This is a genomic window from Nitratireductor sp. CH_MIT9313-5 (genome assembly GCF_037029545.1).
In the GTDB taxonomy this organism is placed as follows: domain Bacteria; phylum Pseudomonadota; class Alphaproteobacteria; order Rhizobiales; family Rhizobiaceae; genus Chelativorans.
In genome coordinates this window covers 26,242-49,082 of sequence record NZ_JAYMER010000006.1, presented here as the reverse complement: position 1 = coordinate 49,082, position 22,841 = coordinate 26,242, and the positions used below count along the sequence as shown (strand labels likewise).

The following is a 22,841-nucleotide window of genomic DNA, read 5'->3' as shown; positions in this document are numbered from 1 at the left end:
TTTGACTGATGCGATCGTAAGCGATTGATTGTCAGTCACTTGGTGATGATCTTTGCTAATGCCTGTTACTTTGCTTGCCAGGCCGCTGACGCTTGTCGTGGTGGCGCTGTCCGTTGTCGGCTGTTCGGGAGGTTCGGACAAAGCTGCCAGTTCAGACAAGGAGGGGTCTGACGCTTCATCAAGTGCTCCGGCACCCGCGCCCAAACCCCAACCCGAGCAAACTCCGGCTTCAGCACCGCAGCAAGGCGATGCGCCACCTGCAGAGGAGACCTGGGCCTCGCGTGGTGTCACCTTCGATCCCGTCCGGGCTGAGAAGATTCGCACATCTTCGGAATTTCGCGCAGCAAACGCAGACTGCAACTATGTCGGTTGCGCCAGTTCGGGGGCTGCTGCGGGCAAGCAATCGCATCCCTTTGAGCTTCATAATCTTCATGAGGCGCTTTCTTCCGGACTGACTGGCGCAGGCAAGCTCGTCGCGGTGGTGGATAGCGGCTTTCGCCTCACGCACCAGGAATTTGCCGGCAAGACCATCCTGAAATTTGGCGAAGTGCACAGCAGCGATCACGGCACTCATGTCGCCTCGCTTGTTGCAGGCGTGCAGGATGGCAAGGGCATGCACGGTGTGGCACCCAAGGCCGATCTCCACCTGATGGGCCTCAATCCCAAGGGAGGAACCGCCCTCAATCTTGACCATGTGACCCGGGGAACGCTTGATGCCGCAACCAAGGGTGCGGTTGCGCAGAACAACTCCTGGGGGTTCAAGGTGAAGGCACCGGACCTCGCCTCGCACATGGAAGCCAATCCCGGTAGCAGTGTGGCTGACGGGCTCAATGCCCTTATTGGCAATTACGGCTCAGCGCAGTGGCAGGCTTATCTTGACGCACTGGACAGCTTCCAGAAGGGCGGGGTTGTCGTGTGGGGGCTGTCGAATGACGAGACGATGAGCTCGGGCGACGTGATGTCCACGCTCCCTTATTTCGACAAGCGGCTGAAAGAAGCCTGGATTACAGCCGCCAATGGCTATTTCGAGGTGGACGCAGCTGGCGAACTTACCAAGGCGGTCCGGCTTTCCGCGCCATGTGGATATGCAGCCGAGTTCTGTGTTGCCGGTGACGGCACAACCGCAGCCGCCGGTGCCTCGTCCGACAGCGCCTATGGAACAGGTACGGGTACCTCGTTTGTCGCGCCGCAGATCGCCGGCACCATCGCGCTTCTGGCAGAAGCATTTCCCGACATGACGCCCGAAGAATGGACAAAGCGCGTACTGGCAAGTGCCGACAACAGCTGGTTCAAACGCTTAGGGATACCGGTGAAAGGCACTGTAAATTTCGGCAATGGCGTATCCCATGCCTATTCCCAGGAGTGGGGGCACGGTGTGCTTGATATAGCCGCAGCCCTCAGCCCCATTGGCAGCGTGTCCTACCTTTCCGGAGATAATGTCCTGACGAGCGAACGCACAGACCTTGCGGCTGCAAGGGTGGTGACGCCGCAGAGTTTCGGCGACGGGCTGAATACCGCGTTGGCCGAGACACGAGTTGCCGTGTTTGACGCACTTAATCGCGGCTTCTCCATCGAAGGCTCCCAACTGGTGGGAGTGTCCGAGGAAAATCTGCTGCCTGACCTGATGCGCTGGTCTGCATCTTCGGCTTCTGCCTCACCACTCGCGAGTGAGCCGGTGCCGCTATATGCGCGTGGCTCATATGTCTTGGCCGCGGGCATTTCGCAAAACAGAGATGCGATGGGCCTCCTTTCAGAATCCTACGCGCCGATGACACTCGGCGAGGGCTCCGTTCTTTCACTGGTGGGCGAGAATGTTGCGGCTACCGTCACGCAGGATTTTGGCGGGGTCACCGTCACTGCGGCGGGCTTCCTGGGTGAGGGGCAGAACGAGCAGCCCGGAGCCACAACCGGTGGTGGGGTGAATATTGCCCTTGGCAAGACAACCCGCGTGGATTTTGGTGTCTCTTACATTGCCGATCAGACAAGTCTCCTGGGGCTGGAAAGCAGCCGGAGCTTCAATTGGGGCACAGGTAGCAATCTTGGTGCAGTGCATCTCGGCCTCAGCCATGAGTTGCGCGCCGACTTCAGCTTGTTTGGCCGTTTCGAATATGGTGCAGCCAGGGCAACCGGCCCCGTATCGGGAATGGTCGCAGGTATCGATGATGTTGAATTCTCCGCATTTCAGTTCGGTGCCAGCCTCAGTGATGTTTTGAGCAAACACGACAGGCTAACCTTCTCCGTGTCGCAACCGCTGCGCATCGAGCAAGGACAGATGCGCCTCAACCTGCCCGTGGGCAGAAATGCGACGGGCGCGATCCAGCACGAGCAATTAGCAGCCGGTATCGAACCCAACGGACGCGAACTCGATTTCGGTGTCAGCTATGACCTCGCCACCGAAGCGGGCCATCTTCGCCTGGGAGCGCTCTACCGTGCAGATGCCGGTCACGTGTCTGGCAACCATGCGGTGGGGGCGGTGGTCGGCTTCAGCAAGTCCTTCTAGGATCTGATGCGATAAATGAAGCTTGAAAGCTGGTGCGGGCTTCTGTCCAAGCACCCGGCGCGGCGCGTTGGCAGCGATGGGTGAGGTGAGTTCCAAGCCTCAAGTCTTTGTGGTTTCGCTGGAAATTTCCTCAATTAGATCCGGCTCTGTGTGGAAAGCGGGCAAGAGCCCTGCTGTCCCGTTTCATCAGATGTCTTCACGGAGCGGGAACTGCATTCGGTCGTCCCCGTCTGAGCATCCGCGTGAACGGGGCTACGACCCTTCCAGCGAAGCACTGCGGTTCTGGATGTGCGCAGGAGGGTATTGCGCCGGCTCAATTCAGCAGCCTTAATACGAGGCTGGAACATATACTGGGAGGAACAAATGAACCGCAAGACACTGGTACTGGGCCTTGCCTCGACCATGCTGACGCTGAATGTCGCGCAGGCCGCCACCGAGATCGACTTCTGGCATGCGTTCACCGGTCGCCTGGGGGAGCTGCTGAACGAACAGGTGGATACCTTCAATTCGAACCAGGACGAATACAAGGTGGTTGCCACCCACAAAGGCAACTACTCTGAAACATTGAATGCCGGCATTGCCGCGTTCAGAGCAGGGGAACAGCCGCACATATTGCAGGTGTTCGAGGTGGGTACAGCGACCATGATGGCTGCCGAGGGTGCCATCAAGCCGGTATATGAGGTGATGGAAGAAGCGGGCGGTGAATGGGACCCTGACGGCTACATCTCCGCCGTAAAGGGCTATTACACCACCACCGACGGCAAGATGCTGTCCTTGCCCTATAATTCGTCCACGCCTGTACTTTACGTGAACCTGGATCTGCTGGAACAGGCAGGGATCGATCCGGATGTGGACCTGTCCACCTGGGAGAAAGTCGGCGAAACGCTCGACAAGCTGAAAGAGGCAGGCATCAGCTGCCCGATGACCACAGCCTGGCAAAGCTGGGTGCATCTGGAGAATTTGAGCGCCTATCATGACCAGCCCTTTGCCACGAAGGAAAACGGCTTTGCTGGGGTGGATACGGAACTGAGCTTCAACGGGCCGGTCCAGGTGAAGCATGTCGAAACCCTTGGCAAATGGGCTCAGGATGGCAAGTTCGTCTATACGGGCCGTCGCAATGAGGGTGGGGCCAATTTCCGCGGCGGCGAGTGCGCGCTGTTCACCGAAAGCTCTGCTGGCTATGCCGGGGTCAAGGCCGAAGCCGACTTCGACTTCGAGATCCGGCCGTTGCCCTATTGGAGTGATGTCGAAGGTGCGCCCCAAAACACGATCATCGGCGGTGCATCGCTCTGGGTTCTTTCGGGTCATGAAGACGAGGAGTACAAGGCTGTTGCGGAATTCCTGAAGTTCCTGTCCTCGTCCGACATCCAGGCCCAGTGGCACCAGAACACCGGTTATCTGCCAATCACGACGGCAGCCGCGGAACAGACGCGGGAAGAAGGGTTCTACGACGAAAACCCCGGCACTGATGTTGCAGGCAAGCAGATGACTGCAAAGGAGCCGACCGCCAACTCGAAGGGTCTGCGTCTGGGTAGCTTTGACCAGATCCGCGGCATCATCGACGAGGAATTGGAGGCTGTCTGGTCGGGCGACAAGTCTGCGCAGGCTGCACTCGATTCCGCTGTCGAGCGTGGAAACCAGCTCCTGCGGCGCTTTGAGCGTGCGAACCAGTAATACCGGTTCATGAAGTGGCGGTGTCCCGGACCTTCAGCCGGGACACCCACAGTCGCGCCAAGCGGGGTCTATATGGAAAAACGCGTCATCTTCCGCGGAAAGCTGTTGCCTTTGGCGCTGGTTTTTCCGCAGGTCCTCATTACTGCTGTCTTCTTCTTCTGGCCAGCCGGCCAAGCCATATGGCAGTCCCTGTTCATCCCTGACCCCTTCGGCCTGAGTTCACAATTCGTCGGTCTCGACAATTTTCGCTACCTGCTGTCGGACCCCTATTACCGAAACTCCTTTGTGACGACGGCGATCTTCTCGCTTTCTGTGACCTTTCTATCGATGGGGATTGCGCTCCTGCTTGCGATCTTGGCCGATCGGCTCATCAAGAGCTCGGGCACCTATCGGACACTGCTGATCTGGCCATATGCGGTGGCGCCGGCTGTGGCCGGTGTGTTGTGGATGTTCATGTTCAACACACGCGTGGGCATTGTGAGCTGGTATCTGGGCAAGCTTGGCTATGACTGGAACCACGTCCTCAATGGCGGGGAGGCGATGGGTTTGGTGGTTGTTGCATCGGCCTGGGGGCGCATCAGTTACAATTTCCTTTTTTTTCTGGCGGGACTGCAGGCCATTCCCAGATCTGTCATCGAGGCCGCAGCGATAGATGGCGCGCATTTCTGGACAAGGTTCAGAACGATCGTTTTCCCGCTCCTGTCGCCGATCACCTTCTTTCTGCTCGTGGTCAATGTGATCTACGCCTTCTTCGAGACCTTTGGCGTGATCCACACCATCACGGCCGGAGGCCCGCAGCAGTCCACGACGATCCTTGTCTACAAGGTCTATGCGGACGGTTTCGTCGGGCAGGATCTGGGGTCCTCCGCCGCTCAGTCCGTCATCCTGCTCGTTCTTGTGGGCATCCTGACCGTGATCCAGTTCAAGTTCATTGAGCGAAAGGTGCACTACTGATGTCCGGGATGGTAGAAAAACGCGGACGGGCGCTCTGGTTGAGCCATGCCGTCCTGATCCTCGGGGTGGCAATGATCTGCTTCCCGATCTGGCTGGCCTTTGTCGCATCCACCGTGAGCCAACCTGAGATCGCGCGTCCGCCCATGCCGCTCTGGCCGGGGGACCAGCTTGTCGAGAACTATCGAAAGGCACTATTCGCCGGCATCAATGCGCCGGTTTCGGTCATGCTCCTGAATTCACTGGTCATGGCAATCGGCATTGCCATCGGAAAGATCGTGATCTCGCTGCTTTCGGCATTTGCGATCGTGTATTTTCGCTTTCCTTTCCGGATGGCGTTCTTCTGGCTGATATTCCTGACGCTTATGCTGCCGGTGGAAGTGCGCATTGTACCGACCTATGAGGTGGTGGCGGGCCTGGGGCTGCTCAACAGCTACTCAGGCCTCATCTTCCCGTTGATCGCATCTGCCACGGCGACATTTCTGTTCCGTCAGTTCTTTCTGACCGTACCGGACGAGCTTGCTGAGGCGGCGCGCATTGATGGCGCGAGCGCCATGCGCTTCTTCCGCGATATTCTGCTGCCGATGTCACGAACGAATATCGCCGCGCTCTTCGTCATCCTCTTCATCTATGGCTGGAACCAGTATCTCTGGCCGCTCCTGATCACCACCGATCCGAGCATGAACACCGTGGTCATGGGCATCAAGCAGATGTTCCCCAGCGGGGATGACATTGCTGACTGGCCCGTGATCATGGCCACGTCCATCCTTGCGATGCTGCCGCCGGTTGCCGTGGTCATCGGAATGCAGAAACTCTTTGTCCGCGGTCTGCTGGAAAGCGAGAAGTAATGGCTACTGTCAAACTCAGCGATGTACGCAAGTCCTTCGGGAAGAACGAGGTCATTCACGGCATTGACCTCGACATAGCCGACGGTGAGTTCATCGTTATTGTCGGACCTTCGGGGTGCGGAAAATCTACCCTGTTGCGGATGGTGGCCGGGCTCGAGACAGTCAGTGCCGGTGAAATCCACATCGATGGCCGTCGTGTGAATGATCTTGAACCCATGGAGCGCGACATTGCCATGGTGTTCCAGAACTACGCGCTCTATCCGCATATGAATGTCTACGACAACATGGCCTATGGCCTGCGTATTGCTGGCAAGTCGAAGGAGGAGATCAGGGAGCGCGTCCATCAGGCAGCGGCTCTCCTGCAGATCGAGGATTATCTCGAGCGCAAACCGCGTCAACTCTCGGGCGGGCAGCGGCAGAGAGTGGCAATGGGACGGGCAATCGTGCGCAAGCCTGCGGTCTTCCTGTTCGACGAACCCTTGTCCAACCTTGATGCGAAGTTGCGGGTGCAGATGCGACTGGAAATCAAGCAATTGCAGAAGGAACTGGGCGTAACCTCGCTTTACGTGACGCATGATCAGGTGGAGGCGATGACGCTGGCCGACCGCGTCATCATCATGAATGAGGGAAAAGCCGAGCAGATTGGTACCCCGCTGGAGCTTTACGCCAATCCGGCGTCGCGCTTTGTAGGTGGATTTATCGGGTCGCCGCCGATGAACTTCATCAATGTGCGGGAGGGGCGGTTTGGCGATCTGCAGGTCCGGCCCGAGGCTGACAGTCTGGGGGTGCGGCCAGAGCATATGCGCATTACGAATGAAGGTTCTGGCCTGCTTGCGGGTAAAGTGAAGTTTCTGGAAGCTCTTGGTGCAGAAACGCTGGTGCATGTGGAGTTGGAGAACGGTAACCTGATCACCGTGCGCCAGCCGGGTTCGGAGCCAGCACCTGAGGCAGGATCGATGGCCGATATTTCATGGAAGGCACAGGACACGGCACAATTCAACAGCCAGGGGCTGAGGGTCGACAAATAAGTCGAAGCTCCTCAGCATGCCGTCATCGAGAGGTATTCTGCTGCTTGTACCTTTACAGGCCGCATCTTAAGCTTGCAGCCAAAAGGATGAGAACTTCCGCCGATGGCACTGTTTCTCCTGCATCTGGCCGGTGCTGCCGCGTTGCTGCTGTGGTCGGTCCGCCTGATCCGGACCGGCGTGGAGCGAGCCTATCTCACGCCCTTGCGGCGATGGCTGCGACATAGCGGAAGCAATGCCCTTGTGGCGGCAGGGGCAGGCGGCCTTTCGGCTCTGCTGCTTCAGAGTTCGACCGCCGTGGCACTTCTCGTAGCAGGCTTCATTTCAAGCCAGATGGTGACGCCGGCAACTGCGCTGGCGATAATATTGGGTGCTGATCTGGGATCTGCTCTCATGGCGCAACTGCTGATGTTCAGGGTCTCCTGGCTTTCGCCGCTCCTGATACTGGCAGGCACAATCTTGTTCCTGCGTGCCAAACAGCAACAGATGCGCCAGACGGGACGCATTCTTATCGGATTGGGTCTCGTATTCGTCTCGCTTCATCTGATACGCGAAGCCACCAGCCCGCTACAGGACAACCAGCTGGTGATTGCCGTTGTCGGCTATCTCAACAGCGATCTGCTGTCAGCGTTTCTGATCGGCGCGGTGGCTGCCTGGATCATGCATTCAAGCCTTGCGGCTGTTCTGCTTTTTGCCACACTTGGCGGTGAGGGGCTCTTGCCGGTCGTTGCCGCCGTTGCAATGGCTCTTGGCGCCAATCTTGGTGGCAGTTTCATTCCCTGGTTATTGGCGCAATCCATGTCAGCTGCGGCACGTCAGCCAATCGTTGCCAATCTCTTGGTGCGAGGTGGCGGCGCCATATTGGCGCTTGTCGGTCTATTGGCGGCGACTGTCGCACGGGAGGGAGACCTTCTCCAGGATGCGCGCTGGGTGCTTGCCCTTCACATAGGGTTCAATTTCGTGGTGCTTCTGCTCGGCCTCCTGCTGCGCCGTCCCCTGCTCAAGTTGTCTGCGCTTCTTCTGTCCGGCACATCTGCGGCCACCGTCTCTCGAGTGAGTGCGTTGAACAGGCAAGCACTCTCCGACCCGCGACGCGCTCTAGGCTGTGCGTCCCGCGAGATTCTGAGAATGGGAGAGACGATCCAGTCAATGCTGACGACCATCTTGCAGCTTTACGACAGGTGGGATGACGATCTGGCGGGCCATGTGGCGGCGCAGGAGAAAGACGTGGACCGCATGCATTTCGAGACCAAGCTGTACCTCGCCCGCCTGCAGGAGGGGGCATTGAGCGAGGAGAATGCCAGGCAGATGATGGTTCTCGCCAATATTGCAACCAATCTGGAGGCTGCAGGCGATCTTGTCTCGAGCGACATGATTGCGCTGGCCAAAAAGCTGCATTCCGAGAATCTCGCCTTTTCCTCGCCCGGCTGGTCGGACCTTTCCGATTTTCATGATCGGGTTCTTGCCAATATTCAGGTGGCGCTGGACCTGCTGATAACCGGCGATGTCGACGCTGCGCGCCAACTCCTTGAGGAGAAGGACGCCGTTCGCCAGCTGGAACAGGCGCTGCAGCGGCGGCATCTGGACCGCTTGAGAATGGGAAAGCCGGAAAGCATCGAGACGAGCAATGTCCATCAGGAGACAATCCGGGCTCTCAAGCAGATCAACACCGCTTTCACCATGATCGCCTATCCGATCGTGGAAGAAGCGGGCGATCTTCTCTCGTCACGCCTTGCGCAGCCCAGCCGAAACTAGGAGCGGGGGCTCTCACACCTTGTCTTGCCTTGGCGCGTAGCGGCTACTGGCTGAACCGGCTTGCGGCTTCCGTCGTTTGGCTGTTCAACAAGGCGGCATTTCGCCTGCGGGTATCTTGTGAATGCTCCGATTTGTGATAGCGGGAAGGAATAGAAGCGAGGGAGCCAGATCGTGAGCGAGCCGACACTGAACGAAGCTATCGAGAACATTTATGCATCGCTTCATTCGGACAATGAGGAGATCGACCGGCACATAGCCGAACTCAAGGCCGCCATGGCGCGGGAAGGCGCAAAGGTGGCCGTTTTTGATCCCGCCAGGCTGGCACAGAGCAATCGCGCCGGACGCAAGACCATGCAGGCCTATTTCCGTCAACGCGGCGTAAGCGTGAAATTCTCGGGTTCCTAGGAGCCGGATATCAAGCTGAGACATAGTGGCAGTGGCCGTGCGCTGGCCAACCACTCTCAGATACTCGATCACTGATGCATGATCGAAGGGAAGCAAAGCCCGCGATGAACCGCGAGCAGCTTGCCAGTTCACGGCGTATAGAGTTCGGCGAAGGCGTTGCGCACATTCTCCGTGATGGATTCCAGCCTTCGCTCGATATGTTTTGCCATCTCCGCGCGTGCGGCATCGGCGTCGCGACGCTTGACTGCTTCAAGTATGCGCTTGTGCGGCTCGGTCGTGACCACGTCCGGGCCATTTCTTTCACAAAGCGTCTTGAGATCGATCAGGCGCACGAAGTGAATGCGGCCGTTCATGTTACCTAACATGCGCACCATCTCGGCATTGCCGGAGAGGGCCGTCAGGCGGGTGTGGAACTCTTCGTCAAGTCGGACGAGCTCGACCGGTGAAGTGCCGGGTTTGTAGTCGGGCTTGGAGTTTTCGAGGAATTTTTCCAGCTCGGCGATATCTTCTGCATTCGCACGAATGGCGGCAAGCGCTGCGGCTTCGCACTCAATTGCTGCGCGTGCCTCATAAAGATCCATGATTTCAGCAGGTTTCAGTGAACGGCAGAAGAAGCCCTTGCCGCTCTTGAAGGTCAGAAAGCCTTCGGCAACAAGGCGGTTCAGCGCTTCGCGCAGGGGAGTGCGGCTCGTGTCCAGGCGCTTTGACAGCTCACTCTCGTTCAGCCGGGAATCGGGCTTGAACTCATAGCTTGCCGCCATCTCCTTCAATCGGCGGTAGGTGCGCTCCACCGTGCCTTCAGTCTCATTCATATCGCATCTACGCCCTCTGGCCCAACACACAGTCCCTTTAAGCACCCTTGTGCAAAAGAGGCAATTGATATGTGTTCCAGTCTGTGTATGATTCTGTATACAGAAAAGAATGCAAACCTGTGGCGGAAATCAGTTGATGAAGAAAATGAACGGTGCCGAAGTCATCCTCAGGATGCTGGAGCTTCATGGGGTGGAGCATGTTTTCGGTCTGCCGGGCGAGACAACCATTGGCTGGTACAAGGAGTGGCAGAAGTCTTCCGACATCAAATTCGTCCTGACGCGGGATGAGCGCACTGCCTCTTACGCGGCGGAGGCCTATGCCAAGATCACGGGCAAACCGGCTGTCCTTGAGGCGCCAAGCCCCGGTGTCACCCACTGCACGCCGGGCATCACTGAAGCCTTTCTGTCCTCGGTGCCGGTCATCTATTTCAGCTCCGACATCCCGATCAACCAGGACAAGAAGCACGGTCTGACGGGTGTTGATCAGACCGCGATGTATGAGAGCATCTGCAAGGAATCCTTCTACCTTACAAATGTGAGCGAAATCCCCTTCCTGATGCGCCGCGCCTTTCGCGTTGCGACATCCGGGCGGCCTGCGCCGGTCCATATCCGCGTGCCGATCAACATATTCCATGACGAGGCGGAGATAGGCGATCTTTATGCCGATCCCGACTACCGGGAATATCCCGCGCATCGCCCTGTTGCCGATCATGGCAAGATCCGCAAGGCAATCGACCTTCTGCTTGCGGCGAAAAAGCCGGTGATGGTTTGCGGGCAGGGCGCTCTCATCTCCAAGGCTGGCGAAGCCGTTCTGGAGCTTGCCGAGCTATTGCAGATTCCCGTTGGAACGACCACGCCGGGCAAAGGCACAATTCCCGAGACGCATCCTTTGGCGCTGCGCGTCATCGGCGCGCGCGGGGGCATGGAATATTCCAACGCCTATGTTCATGACGCGGATGCCGTCTTTTTCATCGGCTCCAACACCGATTCCAGTTCGACAAATCACTGGAAGCTTTATGGAGACCCGCAGACAAAGGCTTTCATCCACCTTGATATTGCCGAGGCGCATATCGGGAACAATTTCCCGCTCAAGGTGGGTATGGTGGGCGATGCCCGCGCAAGCCTGGAATATATGATCGAACTCATCAGGGCCGAGCATCCCGATATTCAGCGGCCACGCATCGATCTGACCGAGATGAAGCAGACCGCGCTGAACGCGGTCTTCAACTCCAACATACCGATGCCCGAAGGCACCGTTTCTCCGGTGAAGCTGACGCAGGCGCTGGACAAGCTTCTTCCCGCCAATGCCATTGTCACGGCCGAGCCGGGGGTCAGCGCGATATATCCGTCCGCGCTCCTTTCGGTTCGCGAAGCCGGCCGCCGATACATCACCAATTATTCGATGGGTGCGCTTGGCTATTCCGTCCCTGCCGGCATAGGAGCCGCGTTTGCGTCAGACGGTCCCGTGATCTCCTTCACGGGCGATGGTTCGCTTGCCTTTGTGCTGGGGGATTTCGAGACGATCAAGCGCAGCGGCAAGAATGTCACCGTGATCCTGACGCGCAACGACAATTACGGCTGGATCAGGGGCGAGGCGATCCTGCTGGATGACGTCGATGCGCCATGGACCACAGATTTCGGTGCGGTCGATTACGTCAAGATTGCCGAAGGCTTTGGCTTCGAGACCGCGCGTATCACGTCCGAAGACCAGATCGAGGGCATTCTCGCCGAGGCAATCGCCAATCCCGGTGCGAACTTCATCGAGATGATGGTGCCCTCGCAGGACAAGATCATTCCCTTCGTGCCGCCCTGGGTGGAGGCCGCGAAGGAAAAGAAGTTGCCATACTTCTACTGAAGCCAACCGCCCAAAACCCAACTTCCACAATGATAACAGGAGGGGAACCATGAATATCCGCAAGCTTACCCGCATCACCGTTGCCGCATTGGCGGTCACAGCCGCATTCGCCCAGGCAGGCCAGGCCGAGGACTATCCGACCAAGGACATCATGCACATCATGCCGTGGAGTGCAGGTGGCGGCACCGATACCGTGATGCGCACCTTCATGAACTACGCCGAAGAGCCACTCGGCGTCGGCATCAACACGCAGAATATCACCGGCGCACAGAGCGGTGTGGGTACGCTGCGCCTGATGAAGTCGCGGCCCGATGGCTACACGATCGGTTCGCTTACCTGGGACAGCGTGATTACCGTTCCTTACTATGAGCTGGTGCCGGGTTATGACACGGAACAGCTTGCCTATCTTGGCTCGGTCACCGTTCATCCGACCGCCATCGTCGTGCGCGACGATGCGCCCTGGGCCACTTTGGAAGAGTTCGTGGCTGCTGCAAAGGAAGCGCCGGGCACGCTCAAGATCTCCAATGTGGGAACCGGTGGTGTGTGGCATCTGCCAGCACTGGATTTCGCCAAGCAGGCCGAAATCGATGTGCAGCACGTACCTTATCCGAAGGGGTCGGGCCCGCAGCGCGAAGCCCTGCTTTCAGGCGAAACCGATGCCGCATCCACCAGCATTTCCGCCGCCTATGCTGCAATCGAGGCAGGACAGGCACGCGTGTTGGCCGTCATGGCGGACGAACGCGATCCGCATTTTCCAGATGTTCCGACCTTCAAGGAAGCCGGTTATGACGTGGTCTGGGGTGGTTTCCGCCTGATCGCGACGCAGGCCGATGTGGATGCCGAACAGAAGGCTACACTGGAGAAGGCTTTCGCATCCGTCTTCGACGATCCGGAGTTCCAGGCGAAAGCAGAGGAGACCGGAATGGGCGCTGTCTGGATGGGCAGCGAACAGGTCGCAAACTTCATCAAGAACTCCCAGGACAAGGCGTTTGCCCTGATGGATCAGCTTGTTGAAGAAGGTGTTCTTGACAAGAAGTAGGAAATGGAAGGTCGGAGCCGGCACAAGACCGGCCCGACCCATTCTGGCTCGCGCGCCAGAGCAGGGGAAGATGTAAGCGAAGGGAGCCCAATCAATGACACGTCTGTTTCGCGGGCAGATTATCTTCGCGCTTGGTCTGGCGATCTTGAACACGATCTATGCCAGTCAGCTTGTGCAGATGGATCCGCCCTTCGCCACGGGAGAGCCGGGACCGGCATTTCTCCCGGTCATTCTTTGCGGCTTTGTCTATCTGGCCAGTATCACCATCATCATTCGCGAGTTTCGTGCCGCTGAAGCCGAAGCAAAGCCCGATCCGCAGTCGGATATAGTGCCGCGCATATCCCTGCTGGGGCCGGCGGTGACCATAGGTGCGACAGCGCTTTTTATCGTCGCCTTTTCCTATTTCGGCTATCTGGTGGCGGCCGCCTGTTTCACCTTCATCGTGGCATGGTTCTTTACCTATGAGCAGAGCGGAAAGCATTTGCGATCCACTGGCTTCGCATTCGTGACTGCTGCTGTGGTGACGCTGTTTGGCTGGCTTTTCTTCGTGAAGCTGTTTGGCCTCTATCTTCCGGTCTGGGAGCTTTGACATGATCGGCCAACTGAGCGACGGCTTTCTTGCGCTGGCACAACCGCTGACATTCCTGCATCTGGTGGGAGGGTTTCTTCTCGGCCTCTTTTTCGGTGCGATACCGGGCCTCACGGCGACGCTTGCAATCGCGCTTTTGCTGCCATTCACCTTCGGTATGGATGTGGCCGACGCGCTTGTCATGGTCGCCGGCATCTATATGGCGGGTATCTATTCCGGATCGATCACCGGCATCACGCTGAACATTCCCGGTGCACCCTCCGGCGCGATTACCACGCTCGACGGTCATGCCCTGATGAAGCGGGGCGAGGGGACGCAGGCACTTGGCATGAGTGCGCTTGCATCGGGTATTGGCGGGCTCGTCGGTGTGATCATCCTGATTGCGCTCGCGCAGCCGGTCAGCGCTTTGGCGCTCCAGTTTCAGACACCAGACAAGTTCTCGCTTGTCCTGCTGGCTGTTGTCACCGTGACAATTGTTGCCTCGGGTCCTCTGATCAAGGCGATGATGGCCATGGCGCTGGGACTGATGATCTCGACCGTGGGCATAGATCCGATGGTGCCGGTGGGGCGTTTCGATTTCGGTAGCTACCATCTGGTGGAAGGCATCAGCCTGCTACCGGCGGTCATTGGTCTCTTTGCCGTTTGCGAGTTGATCGCGCAGTCTTCGATACCGGCGGCTGTCGGCAAGGCTGTTGCCGTTGCCGCGACCGAGCGGCCACGGCGCCGGGATTTCTTGCCGAGCCGCGCGAAGATCCGTGAGGTTGGCTTCTTCACATTCCTGAAAAGCGCAATCATCGGCGTGCTGATCGGCATGTTGCCGGGCGGTGGCGCGTCCATGGCCTCCTTTATCGCCTATGCCGAGGCCAAGCGCGGCTCACGCAAGCCCGAGGCGTTCGGTAAAGGGTCTTACGAGGGGCTGGCTGCATCGGAATCGGCCAACAACGCCATGTGCGGCGGTGCGGTAATTCCACTCCTGACCATGGGTATTCCAGGCGATGCGGTGACCGCCATCATTTTCGGTGTTCTTCTGATCCATGGTCTCGTGCCGGGCCCGGCTCTTCTGGCCGGCAATTTCCATGTCATTGCGCCGATGTTTGCAGCGCTCTTTGTCGCCTCCATCTTCGTGTTTCTCTCGGTGCTGGCATTTGGCCCGCTCTATCTGCGCCTCTCGCAAATCAATCGCGGCTTCCTCTATGCCTTCATCGCGATGATCTCGATGGTGGGTGTCTACGCCTCGTCATATTCGTTCTTCCAGATGTGGATGGCGCTTGCGATCGGCGTACTGGCCTTCCTCCTGCGCAGGTTCGGCTATCCTGTCGTGCCCACTCTGATGGGCATCATTCTGGGGCCTTATCTGGAAGAATTTCTACGTCGCTCGCTCATCGTCTCGGAGGGAGATCCAACGATTTTCCTGCGCAGTCCTGCAAGTGTCGTGCTGCTTGCCCTCACGGTTCTGTTTGTGTGGCTGCTGCGGGTAAGGCCGGCACTGAGGGTAGGAGCGCAGGCTGCAAAGCTGTAGCGAACCGCTACTGCAGCCATTAGCTGCTCGGAAGCTTGCGCGATGAGGGGTATACACGGCTCATCTTCGGTTTAGTCTGCCAACACCGCGAAGCGAAGCGGGGAATGGCGGGTCAGATTGCGGAGAAGCCGTGGGAGGCGATGAGCTCGATCATGAGTTCCTTCGCCTTGATACGATGCTGACGGTGGATTTCGCGGGCCTCGTCGGCTTTGCCGGCGGCAATGGCTTCCACCAATGCGCGGTGGTCGGCGTTGGATTTATGCGGGGCAGGGCGGATATAAAGCGTCAGCAGGCGGGCGCGGTGCACCTGATCGGAATAGGTCGAAACGATACTTTCCAACCGCCGGTTGCCGGCAAGCTGGATCAGGCGGCGGTGGAAGCGGTCATCCACCTGCGCCCAGAGCTGGCGGTCATCACGCCCAAGCGCCTTCTCCATCTCGTCGATATGGCTGCGCAGCTCGTTGAGTTCATCTTCGCTCAGACCCTTTACGGCAAGATCATGAGCGGCGAGCGATTCAAGTTCGGTGAGGATCGAATAGATCTCTTCCATGTCCTTCGGCGAGATCGGCAGGATGCGGATGCCGCGACGCGGGCGTACTTCCACAAGCCCCTGACCTTCAAGAATGATGGCCGCTTCACGCACAGGCGTACGCGACATGCCAAGCATTTCGGCGAGTTCCGCTTCCAGATGGTTGGAGCCGGGCAGGAGCTTGTTCGAGATCACCATCTCACGCAGAAGCATCACCGCACGCTGTGTCTGCGATTGCGGCTTGTTCTCCGGGGATGTGGTCGAAAGCGTCTCGCCCATGAAGCCTGAAACCCTATTTCGGCCCAAGCGATACCATGCTGCCCGTCTCGGCGGAATGGTAGATGGCGTTTTCGATCTGGATATTGCGCAGATAGGAAGCGGCATCATTCTCTATGGCGCTGCCGTTGAGCAGATGATCGCTGACATGCTTCTGCAGGAAATAGACGCAGTCACCGCCAAAACGGCTGGCGTCGAATTCGAGCGGGATTTCCTGCCATTCCCTCGCACCGCGCCTGCGAGATGTAAGCCTGCCGAAACCGTCGAGCGCGATCGTGCCTTCACTGCCCTCGATGAGGCATTCACCCATGGTCAGGCGCGGATTGTCGGCGGCATGATCGGCAAGGCGGTTTCCATCGAATAGCGCGCGCCTTCCGTCGCCGAAGCGGTAGATGAAGTAGCCTGCGTCTTCGCCGGCAATCACCGGATTGAGCTTGCGCAGATCGGCAAACACATCCTCCGGTTCGCCCATCAGGAAGCGGAAGGTGTCGATCCAGTGCACGGCGGTCTCGTGCACCAGAAAGCGCTCCATCTTCTGGAAATAGGGTTGGCGGGACAAATAGGCTTCCGCTCCCTGTCCGTCGCCGGGGCGCAGACGGAAGGTCACCTGATAGAGCTGCCCGATGCGCCCGTTCTCGATCTCGCGGCGCATGGCGCGGTACCAGGGCTGGAAGCGGAAATTTTCGTGGATCACGAGCAGCTTGCCCGCCTGCCGCGCTTCGTCGGTAACAGCTTCGGCTTCCTCAAGCGAGGTGCAAAAAGGCTTCTGGCAGATGATCGCTCGCGCGTCGGTGCGAAGTGCCTGACGGACGAGTTCAGCATGGGCGACTGGCGGTGCGGCGATGTCGATGATGTCGAAGCCGCCCTCGTCGGGCAGGCGCTTCGCCACAACCGCCTGCCTTGCCCCATGCTCCGTCAAAAGGTATTCGGCCTTGCTCCGGTCAAGGTCGATCAGGGCCTTGAGTTCGACGTCGGGATTACGCTGCCAGGCTTCAACATGGAAGCCGGCAAAATAGCCTGCACCTATGACGGCAACCGAAAGCGTCATGCGGCGGCCTTGAGACGACGGTTGAAGGCTTCCAGAACGGCGCCTGCAACGGCATCCGTGTTGGCGCTGCCGCCGAGATCGGGCGTCATGATGCGGCCTTCGCCGATCACGTCATTGACGGCAGCCGTCACCCGTTCGGATGCATCAAGCATTTCTGAAACCCCGTGCTCATGCCCAAGCCATTCCAGCATCATGGATGCTGAGAGGATCATGGCAAGCGGGTTTGCAAGACCCTTCCCTGCAATATCCGGCGCGCTGCCATGGCAGGGCTGGAAGACCGCACTGTCGAGGCCGATATCGGCGGATGGGGCAAGGCCGAGGCTGCCCATGATGCCAGCACCAAGATCGGACAGGATGTCGCCGAACATGTTTTCCGTCACCATGACGTCGAACATCTCGGGCCGCTGCACCATCCAGAGCGCCGTTGCGTCCACATAGGCAGTCTGCGCCTCGATATCGGTGTGCCGCTCGGCGACTTCGTGAAAGATCTTGCGGAAGAAGGCGAAGGCCTGGAAGACATTGGCCTTGTCCACGCAATGCACCTTGCCGGGGCCCTTGCCCGTCTCCTTGCGGCGACGTGCAAGATTGAAGGCGAATTCGAAGAGCTTTTCCGACACCTCGCGGGTGATGACCAGCGTTTCTTCCGCCGACTGGTCACCATTCACGCGGCCCTTGCCGTGAGAGGCGAAGAGGCCTTCGGTGGATTCGCGGATGATGACGAAATCGAAGCCCTTCTTCTCCGCGACCTTCAGCGGCGAACCCTGGCCCGGATGGATGAGCACCGGGCGGACGCCCGCGAAAAGCCCAAGCTCCATGCGCAGCTCGATCTGCGGCGAGATCTCGGTGCCATCGGGATAACGCACTTCCGGAAGACCCATGGCGGACAGGAGAATTGCATCGGCGTTGCGCGCGATCTCCAGTGACTCCTTGGGCAAGGAGACGCCGTGGTCGCGATAATGTCCCGCACCGGCGGGCACGGAAGTGAAATCAAGCGCAAATGCGCCGCTCGCTGCGGCGACCTCGCTCAGCAGTTCAACCGTCGGTGCCATGATTTCAGGCCCGATGCCATCGCCTTCGAACACGGCCACTGTAAAGCGCGGCGGCGCGTTGCGCCCGTTGGTGCTGCCAGAAGGTGGGTTTGAAACACTCATCGATCGTCATCCTCCGATTTCACCGCAGACTTATCGGTAAACAATGTCGTTGACAATGCATAAATTAATGCATACGCAATTTATGACCTTGTGATGTGGCTGACGCCGCGCAAGTGTTGAACGCAATCTCGGGAGGAACCGAAATGAAGCTCGGACTTGGAACTTGGGGTGCGCTTGCAGCCCTTTCGGCTGCCGTCATGGCTGCACCTGCGCAGGCGCAGGAATATCCCTATCGCGACATCACGACCGTCGTTGTCTGGGGTGCAGGCGGGGGTACCGATTCCATCAACCGCATGATAATGGCGGAGATGGAAAAGGAGCTGCCGGTTAATATCACGGTCACCAACACGACCGGCGGCGTCGCCGGCTCCAACGGCATGACATATGTGCTGAACCAGCCTGCTGATGGCTACACCCTTGCCGGCATTTCCGAATCCAACGTGACCGCTGCCGTGCAGGGCGGCTGGGACAAGAAGTTCGATGTATGGCATCCCTTCATCGTCGGTGGCTCGCCGGATCTGATCTCGGTGACGGCCGACTCCGAATATGAGAGCCTCGAAGCGCTGATCGAGGCCGCGAAGAATGAGCCGGGCTCCATTACTGCAGCGGCCTCAGGCGCCGGCTCGATCCACCACCTGAACCTGCTTGCGCTCGAGAACGGCACCGGTGCCAAGTTCAAGTTCGTGCCCTATGGCGGCTCAGGTCCGGCACAGGAAGCAGCCGTTGCCGGTGAAGTGGACGTCATCGTCACTTCGCTTGCCGAGCAGCAGGGCCTCATCAAGGGTGGCCAGCTGAAGCCGCTTGCGATGCTTGTTCCCGAAAAGGGTGACCTCGACGGTACGGAAATTCCGTCCGCCTTCGACAGCTATTCCGACCTTTCAAAATATCTTCCGCTGAAGCAGGCCATCGGCTTTGCCGTTCTGGCGGATGCGCCGGATGACGCCAAGAAGGTGCTTGAGGAAGCATTCGCCAAGGCCATGCAGTCGGAAAAGGTGAAGGAGTGGGCCGCGTCGAACTATTACGACCTGTCCGGCCTTGCAGGTGCGGAAGCTTCCGCGCAATTCGCCAAGCTTGAAAGCAACTTCGCCTGGACGCTGAAGGAGTTGGACTCTGCCGCAGTCGATCCAGCCGAACTGGGTATTCCCAAGCCTTGACCGCCATGTGATGCGGGGGCGTCTGCACCGGGTGTTTGAAGCGCCCGGTGCAGTGATCTTTTGACAAGCAGAGGCGCTTGGTAATGCAAGACAAGACAAGGCTGCGTCAGCAGGATTTCTGGACGGCTCTTGTGCTGATCGCGGTCAGCATCTTCTTTCTCTACAAGACGAGCGAGATCCCGTTTTTCCGCGCCAATGCCGCAGGCGTTGAATCCGGCCAGTGGTACAATTCGGCGGCCCTTGTTCCCTATGGCATCTTCGCGGCCATACTACTTCTGGGCCTGAGCCTTCTGCTTACCGCGATCCGCCAGGGCGGGGCGCCCAATGCGCTTCAGGTGCAGGCCGTGCGCGACTGGATGACCTCATCATCGGCTGGCCGCATGGGGGCGGTGGCGCTGATCCTGCTTTGCTACATCTTCGGCCTCGTGCCGCGCGTAGACTTCATCATCGGCAGCGCGCTGGTCATTCTGGCGCTCACCTTTGGCTTCCATATTCAGCGCCCGCGCGCGACCTTCATTGCGCTTGTCGCGGTCCTCATTCCGTCGATCTACGCTCTGCTGGTCCACTTCCCGCAATCGGAATGGAATACGCCGCATGATGACGACTGGCTGGCGCTGGCTGCCTTCTTCGCCCTCTCAATCACCATGTTCAGCGACATCCGCATGGCCGGGGAGAAACCCGATGGCTTCCTGAAAGCCGCACCGCTCGTGGCGCTTCTTGTGCCAGCCTTCCTGATCGTCGCCATGGCCTTCGGCTTCCGGCAGAACGTGCCGAACCGCACCGGTCTCTTCTTCAAGCAGATCGAGTACCAGTATTACGTCAATGTCCGGCCCTGGCTTTCGGGCAAGAAGGGCGGCTGATCATGTTCGAATTTCTCCTGTCCCAGTTCGCAAGCTTCGGCATGATCTTCGCCGAACTCGCGCTTGATCCGGTCACATATCTCTATCTCGTCGGCTCGGTCGCGCTTGGTATCATTTTCGGCGCACTGCCGGGCCTGACTGCCACGCTCGCGGTCACCATCCTGACCGGCTTCTTCGGCAACAAGTTTCCCGTCGAGCAATCGCTTATCGCACTCATTGGCGCCTATGTCGGCGCGATCTATGGCGGCTCCTATCCCTCCATCCTCCTGAACATTCCCGGCACTGCCGCGTCTGCCGCAACCGCGATGGATGGCCATCCGCTTGCCAGGCAGGGCAGGGGCGGCGAAGCGCTCGGCATGACGACCACGGCCTCTTTCATCGGAACCATGATCGGCACTTTCTGCCTTCTGATCTTCGTCTGGGTGCTGATGGCGGTTTCAAAGCAGATTGCGTCGCCCGAAAAGGCGTTGCTCGCCCTGTTTGGCATTCTCGTGTCCGGCACACTGATGAGCTCCGATCTCGTGGTGAAGGGCTGGATCGCGGGGCTTATCGGACTGGCAATGGCGATGGTTGGACTTGACCCTATCCTGTCTGAGCAGCGCTACACCTTCGGCTGGTCCTATCTGCTCTCCGGCTTCATGGTCGTTCCGGTCCTGATGGGCGCATTTGCCATTCCGCAGATCCTTTACGGCCTGCGTGAAGGCGCACAGGTAGCGAACCCCATCCAGATCGGGCGCATAGTGCCAAGTTTCGGCAAGGTCCGGAAATACCTCCCCACCATCACACGTTCCGGCGCGATCGGCGTTGGCATCGGCTCGCTGCCCGGCGTCGGTGAGGATGTCTCCGGCTGGGTATCCTATGGCGTGGGCAAAAGCTTCTCCAAGGAACCGGAGAAGTTCGGCAAGGGTTCGCTTGAGGGATTGCTCTCTTCGGAGACTGCGAACAATGCCTGTATCGGGGGTGCGCTCATTCCGCTCCTCGTGCTCGGTATTCCCGGGTCGCCTCCGGCAGCCGCATTGCTTGGCGCGCTGATGATCAACAATGTGACGCCGGGGCCGACCATCGACCCGATGCTCATCATTCGCATCGTTGCCATTCTGGTGCTGGCCTCCTTCACCATGTTCGTGCTTGGCCTCTTCATGGCGCGGGTCTTCATCACCGTTCTGCGCCTGCCTCAAACGATCTTCCTGCCTATCGTCATGGTGCTCACCACGATTGGCTCGTTTTCGGTCGGCGGCGGGGTCAATGACCTCTTCCTGATGGTCGTGGTGGGGCTTGTTTCTTTCGCCTTGATCCGGATGGAATATCCGATCGCACCACTGGTAATCGGCGTCATTCTGGGCGGTCTGTTCGACGAGACCTTCCGCCGGTCGCTGCTGGTCTCCGATGGGGATCTGACCACTTTCATCACAAGGCCGGGTGCGGCCATACTGGTCGTCCTGAACCTGCTTCTGATCCTGTCGCAGATCCCCGCCGTGAAGCGCGCGGCAAGCCACCTGTTCAGGCGGAAAGCACCCGCAGTCATGCCTGCCAACAATGAGAGTGCCTGATGTATTGTGTCGCCGTCAGCTTCCGCCTTCACGCAGAGAATTTCTCGGCATTCGAGAAGCGCGTGGTCCAGCAGGCCAGGGATTCGCTTGCGAAGGAACCCGGCTGCTCCGTCTTTGATGTATGGACGGATGCAGAACGCCCGAACGAGGTCTTCCTCTACGAGATCTATGACGACCGGGCAGCCTTCGACGCGCATCTGGCGAGCGAACACTTCAAGGCATTCGATGCAGAAGTCGCGGACTGGGTTGCAGACAAGAAGGTTCTGACCTGGAGCGCGAAGGCATGATGCTCCCGCGTAACGAACTGGCGCCGAAGGGCCCGGAAGTGTCGCGCCTTTGCCTTGGCACGATGATGTTCGGAGATCAGGCAGACGAAGCCGCCTCTGCCGCCATACTGGATCGCTACCTGGAAGCGGGTGGGAATTTCATTGATACCGCTGATTCCTATGCGGGTACGCGTTCGGAGTCGATATTGGGCAGGCTGCTTGCCGGTCGCGATCAGAAAGTGGTTCTCGCCACGAAATGCGGCAACCCCCTTCCCGGTGTGGAAGGCAGTGGAGGTCTCTCGCCGGAATGGATCAGCCGCGCGGCAGAACTTTCACGCGAACGACTGCAACGCGAGGTGATCGATCTCTATTATCTCCATCACGACGACAACCTTACGCCACTCGATGAAGTGGTGGGTGCCATTGGCGCGCTTTTGGGAAGCGGTGCCATCCGCTCCTGGTGTGTCTCCAATTTCCGGCCATGGAAGATCGTGGAGATGGTGCGGCTGGCTGATCGTGCCGGCATTGCCCGTCCTGTTGCCGCGCAGCCCTATTACCACATGCTCAATCGCATGGCGGAAGCCGACTACCTTCCCGCATGCCAGCATTTCGGTATCGGGGTGGTACCCTATTCGCCGCTCGCCCGTGGTGTGCTGACCGGCAAATACCGCGCCGGCATGCCCGAAGGTTCACGCGCGGCCCGCGGCGACAAGCGCATGCTTGAGACCGAATTTCATCCGGCCACGCTCGAACTTGCCGCCAGGGCGGCAGATCATGCCGATACCAAAGGTCTGACCCCGGCGCATCTGGCACTTCAATGGGTGCTCGCCAATTCCGCCGTCAAAAGCGTCCTGATCGGTCCCCGCACGCTGGAGCAGCTTGAAGCCTATCTGGAAGCGATGAACGTACCCTATGATGCCGAAGACGAAGCCCTTCTTAGCGCGCTCTGTTCGCCGGGCACCACGCCCGTGCCGAACTATTGGGACCCACGTGCACCGCTTCACGGGCGCAAGGTTTCATTTCCGGGGGAATGAG

Annotated in this window: 20 protein-coding genes; 16 read left to right on the top strand and 4 right to left on the bottom strand. The window is 58.9% G+C overall.

All coding sequences use genetic code 11. The annotated features are described in order from the left end of the window. Positions 1 to 58: 58 nt before the first annotated feature. The 7 genes from WA367_RS00575 (at position 59) to WA367_RS00545 (ending at position 9,158) form a co-directional block, all read left to right on the top strand. Positions 59 to 2,500, top strand: coding sequence for a S8 family peptidase (locus tag WA367_RS00575; RefSeq protein WP_336054950.1), 2,442 nt, complete (start codon positions 59 to 61; stop codon positions 2,498 to 2,500). Positions 2,501 to 2,863: 363 nt separating this feature from the next. Beyond that, positions 2,864 to 4,174: a sn-glycerol-3-phosphate ABC transporter substrate-binding protein UgpB gene (gene ugpB, locus WA367_RS00570; RefSeq protein WP_336054949.1), complete on the top strand. Its 1,311-nt coding sequence runs from the start codon at positions 2,864 to 2,866 to the stop codon at positions 4,172 to 4,174. Between the two features lie 72 nt (positions 4,175 to 4,246). Beyond that, a complete protein-coding gene (gene ugpA, locus WA367_RS00565) occupies positions 4,247 to 5,128 on the top strand; it encodes a sn-glycerol-3-phosphate ABC transporter permease UgpA (protein ID WP_336054948.1) in 882 nt (293 codons plus the stop codon). Positions 5,129 to 5,136: 8 nt separating this feature from the next. After that, complete coding sequence (ugpE, locus tag WA367_RS00560) at positions 5,137 to 5,973, top strand: sn-glycerol-3-phosphate ABC transporter permease UgpE (RefSeq protein WP_336054964.1); 837 nt, start codon at positions 5,137 to 5,139, stop codon at positions 5,971 to 5,973. Beyond that, the gene (locus tag WA367_RS00555; protein WP_336054947.1) at positions 5,973 to 7,001 is read left to right on the top strand and encodes an ABC transporter ATP-binding protein; all 1,029 of its coding nucleotides are present in this window, start codon (positions 5,973 to 5,975) and stop codon (positions 6,999 to 7,001) included. Before ugpE ends, WA367_RS00555 begins: the two co-directional genes overlap by 1 nt. A gap of 102 nt (positions 7,002 to 7,103) precedes the next feature. Further along, entirely contained in the window at positions 7,104 to 8,753 is a 1,650-nt protein-coding gene (locus WA367_RS00550; protein WP_336054946.1) for a Na/Pi cotransporter family protein, read from the top strand. Positions 8,754 to 8,921: 168 nt separating this feature from the next. Beyond that, a complete protein-coding gene (locus WA367_RS00545) occupies positions 8,922 to 9,158 on the top strand; it encodes a hypothetical protein (RefSeq protein ID WP_336054963.1) in 237 nt (78 codons plus the stop codon). Between the two features lie 128 nt (positions 9,159 to 9,286). On the opposite strand, the gene WA367_RS00540 is transcribed toward WA367_RS00545, so the two are convergent. After that, positions 9,287 to 9,970, bottom strand: a complete 684-nt coding sequence (locus WA367_RS00540; protein WP_336054945.1) for a GntR family transcriptional regulator — start codon at positions 9,968 to 9,970, stop codon at positions 9,287 to 9,289. Positions 9,971 to 10,106: 136 nt separating this feature from the next. Here WA367_RS00540 and WA367_RS00535 point away from each other — a divergent pair, with 136 nt between their 5' ends. The 4 genes from WA367_RS00535 (at position 10,107) to WA367_RS00520 (ending at position 14,972) form a co-directional block, all read left to right on the top strand. Then, positions 10,107 to 11,825, top strand: coding sequence for a thiamine pyrophosphate-binding protein (locus WA367_RS00535; RefSeq protein ID WP_336054944.1), 1,719 nt, complete (start codon positions 10,107 to 10,109; stop codon positions 11,823 to 11,825). A gap of 49 nt (positions 11,826 to 11,874) precedes the next feature. Beyond that, positions 11,875 to 12,864, top strand: a complete 990-nt coding sequence (locus WA367_RS00530; RefSeq protein WP_336054943.1) for a tripartite tricarboxylate transporter substrate binding protein — start codon at positions 11,875 to 11,877, stop codon at positions 12,862 to 12,864. Between the two features lie 94 nt (positions 12,865 to 12,958). Beyond that, complete coding sequence (locus WA367_RS00525; RefSeq protein WP_336054942.1) at positions 12,959 to 13,453, top strand: tripartite tricarboxylate transporter TctB family protein; 495 nt, start codon at positions 12,959 to 12,961, stop codon at positions 13,451 to 13,453. A 1-nt stretch (position 13,454) separates the two neighbouring features. Beyond that, complete coding sequence (locus WA367_RS00520) at positions 13,455 to 14,972, top strand: tripartite tricarboxylate transporter permease (protein ID WP_336054941.1); 1,518 nt, start codon at positions 13,455 to 13,457, stop codon at positions 14,970 to 14,972. A 112-nt stretch (positions 14,973 to 15,084) separates the two neighbouring features. Here WA367_RS00520 and WA367_RS00515 read toward each other — a convergent pair whose 3' ends face one another. From WA367_RS00515 to WA367_RS00505, 3 genes are read right to left on the bottom strand one after another with little or no spacing between them, the layout of a single operon-like run. Then, on the bottom strand, positions 15,085 to 15,780 hold the full coding sequence (locus WA367_RS00515; RefSeq protein ID WP_336054940.1) for a GntR family transcriptional regulator: 696 nt from the start codon (positions 15,778 to 15,780) through the stop codon (positions 15,085 to 15,087). 13 nt (positions 15,781 to 15,793) lie between these two features. Continuing rightward, complete coding sequence (locus WA367_RS00510) at positions 15,794 to 16,825, bottom strand: Gfo/Idh/MocA family protein (RefSeq protein WP_336054939.1); 1,032 nt, start codon at positions 16,823 to 16,825, stop codon at positions 15,794 to 15,796. After that, entirely contained in the window at positions 16,822 to 17,976 is a 1,155-nt protein-coding gene (locus tag WA367_RS00505; protein WP_336054938.1) for an isocitrate/isopropylmalate dehydrogenase family protein, read from the bottom strand. The genes WA367_RS00510 and WA367_RS00505 overlap by 4 nt, the downstream gene beginning before the upstream one ends. Before the next feature lie 143 nt (positions 17,977 to 18,119). On the opposite strand from WA367_RS00505, the gene WA367_RS00500 reads away from it, so the two are divergent. From WA367_RS00500 to WA367_RS00480, 5 genes are all read left to right on the top strand, one after another. Continuing rightward, entirely contained in the window at positions 18,120 to 19,130 is a 1,011-nt protein-coding gene (locus WA367_RS00500) for a tripartite tricarboxylate transporter substrate binding protein (protein ID WP_336054937.1), read from the top strand. An 83-nt stretch (positions 19,131 to 19,213) separates the two neighbouring features. Next, on the top strand, positions 19,214 to 19,990 hold the full coding sequence (locus WA367_RS00495) for a hypothetical protein (RefSeq protein WP_336054936.1): 777 nt from the start codon (positions 19,214 to 19,216) through the stop codon (positions 19,988 to 19,990). 2 nt (positions 19,991 to 19,992) lie between these two features. Continuing rightward, positions 19,993 to 21,540 carry a tripartite tricarboxylate transporter permease gene (locus WA367_RS00490; protein ID WP_336054935.1) on the top strand — a complete coding sequence of 516 codons (1,548 nt, stop codon included), beginning with the start codon at positions 19,993 to 19,995 and terminating at the stop codon, positions 21,538 to 21,540. Then, positions 21,540 to 21,827 carry a putative quinol monooxygenase gene (locus tag WA367_RS00485; RefSeq protein WP_336054934.1) on the top strand — a complete coding sequence of 96 codons (288 nt, stop codon included), beginning with the start codon at positions 21,540 to 21,542 and terminating at the stop codon, positions 21,825 to 21,827. The genes WA367_RS00490 and WA367_RS00485 overlap by 1 nt, the downstream gene beginning before the upstream one ends. Further along, positions 21,824 to 22,840 carry an aldo/keto reductase gene (locus WA367_RS00480; protein ID WP_336054933.1) on the top strand — a complete coding sequence of 339 codons (1,017 nt, stop codon included), beginning with the start codon at positions 21,824 to 21,826 and terminating at the stop codon, positions 22,838 to 22,840. Before WA367_RS00485 ends, WA367_RS00480 begins: the two co-directional genes overlap by 4 nt. Position 22,841 lies beyond the last annotated feature (1 nt).

What these genes read in the sequence shown, in the direction of transcription:
- WA367_RS00575 (WP_336054950.1), top strand. Translation starts at nt 59, where the DNA reads ATGCCTGTTACTTTGCTTGCCAGGCCGCTGACGCTTGTCGTGGTGGCG.
- ugpB (WP_336054949.1), top strand. Translation starts at nt 2,864, where the DNA reads ATGAACCGCAAGACACTGGTACTGGGCCTTGCCTCGACCATGCTGACG.
- ugpA (WP_336054948.1), top strand. Translation starts at nt 4,247, where the DNA reads ATGGAAAAACGCGTCATCTTCCGCGGAAAGCTGTTGCCTTTGGCGCTG.
- ugpE (WP_336054964.1), top strand. Translation starts at nt 5,137, where the DNA reads ATGGTAGAAAAACGCGGACGGGCGCTCTGGTTGAGCCATGCCGTCCTG.
- WA367_RS00555 (WP_336054947.1), top strand. Translation starts at nt 5,973, where the DNA reads ATGGCTACTGTCAAACTCAGCGATGTACGCAAGTCCTTCGGGAAGAAC.
- WA367_RS00550 (WP_336054946.1), top strand. Translation starts at nt 7,104, where the DNA reads ATGGCACTGTTTCTCCTGCATCTGGCCGGTGCTGCCGCGTTGCTGCTG.
- WA367_RS00540 (WP_336054945.1), bottom strand. Translation starts at nt 9,970, where the DNA reads ATGAATGAGACTGAAGGCACGGTGGAGCGCACCTACCGCCGATTGAAG.
- WA367_RS00535 (WP_336054944.1), top strand. Translation starts at nt 10,107, where the DNA reads ATGAAGAAAATGAACGGTGCCGAAGTCATCCTCAGGATGCTGGAGCTT.
- WA367_RS00530 (WP_336054943.1), top strand. Translation starts at nt 11,875, where the DNA reads ATGAATATCCGCAAGCTTACCCGCATCACCGTTGCCGCATTGGCGGTC.
- WA367_RS00525 (WP_336054942.1), top strand. Translation starts at nt 12,959, where the DNA reads ATGACACGTCTGTTTCGCGGGCAGATTATCTTCGCGCTTGGTCTGGCG.
- WA367_RS00520 (WP_336054941.1), top strand. Translation starts at nt 13,455, where the DNA reads ATGATCGGCCAACTGAGCGACGGCTTTCTTGCGCTGGCACAACCGCTG.
- WA367_RS00515 (WP_336054940.1), bottom strand. Translation starts at nt 15,780, where the DNA reads ATGGGCGAGACGCTTTCGACCACATCCCCGGAGAACAAGCCGCAATCG.
- WA367_RS00510 (WP_336054939.1), bottom strand. Translation starts at nt 16,825, where the DNA reads ATGACGCTTTCGGTTGCCGTCATAGGTGCAGGCTATTTTGCCGGCTTC.
- WA367_RS00505 (WP_336054938.1), bottom strand. Translation starts at nt 17,976, where the DNA reads ATGAGTGTTTCAAACCCACCTTCTGGCAGCACCAACGGGCGCAACGCG.
- WA367_RS00500 (WP_336054937.1), top strand. Translation starts at nt 18,120, where the DNA reads ATGAAGCTCGGACTTGGAACTTGGGGTGCGCTTGCAGCCCTTTCGGCT.
- WA367_RS00495 (WP_336054936.1), top strand. Translation starts at nt 19,214, where the DNA reads ATGCAAGACAAGACAAGGCTGCGTCAGCAGGATTTCTGGACGGCTCTT.
- WA367_RS00490 (WP_336054935.1), top strand. Translation starts at nt 19,993, where the DNA reads ATGTTCGAATTTCTCCTGTCCCAGTTCGCAAGCTTCGGCATGATCTTC.
- WA367_RS00485 (WP_336054934.1), top strand. Translation starts at nt 21,540, where the DNA reads ATGTATTGTGTCGCCGTCAGCTTCCGCCTTCACGCAGAGAATTTCTCG.
- WA367_RS00480 (WP_336054933.1), top strand. Translation starts at nt 21,824, where the DNA reads ATGATGCTCCCGCGTAACGAACTGGCGCCGAAGGGCCCGGAAGTGTCG.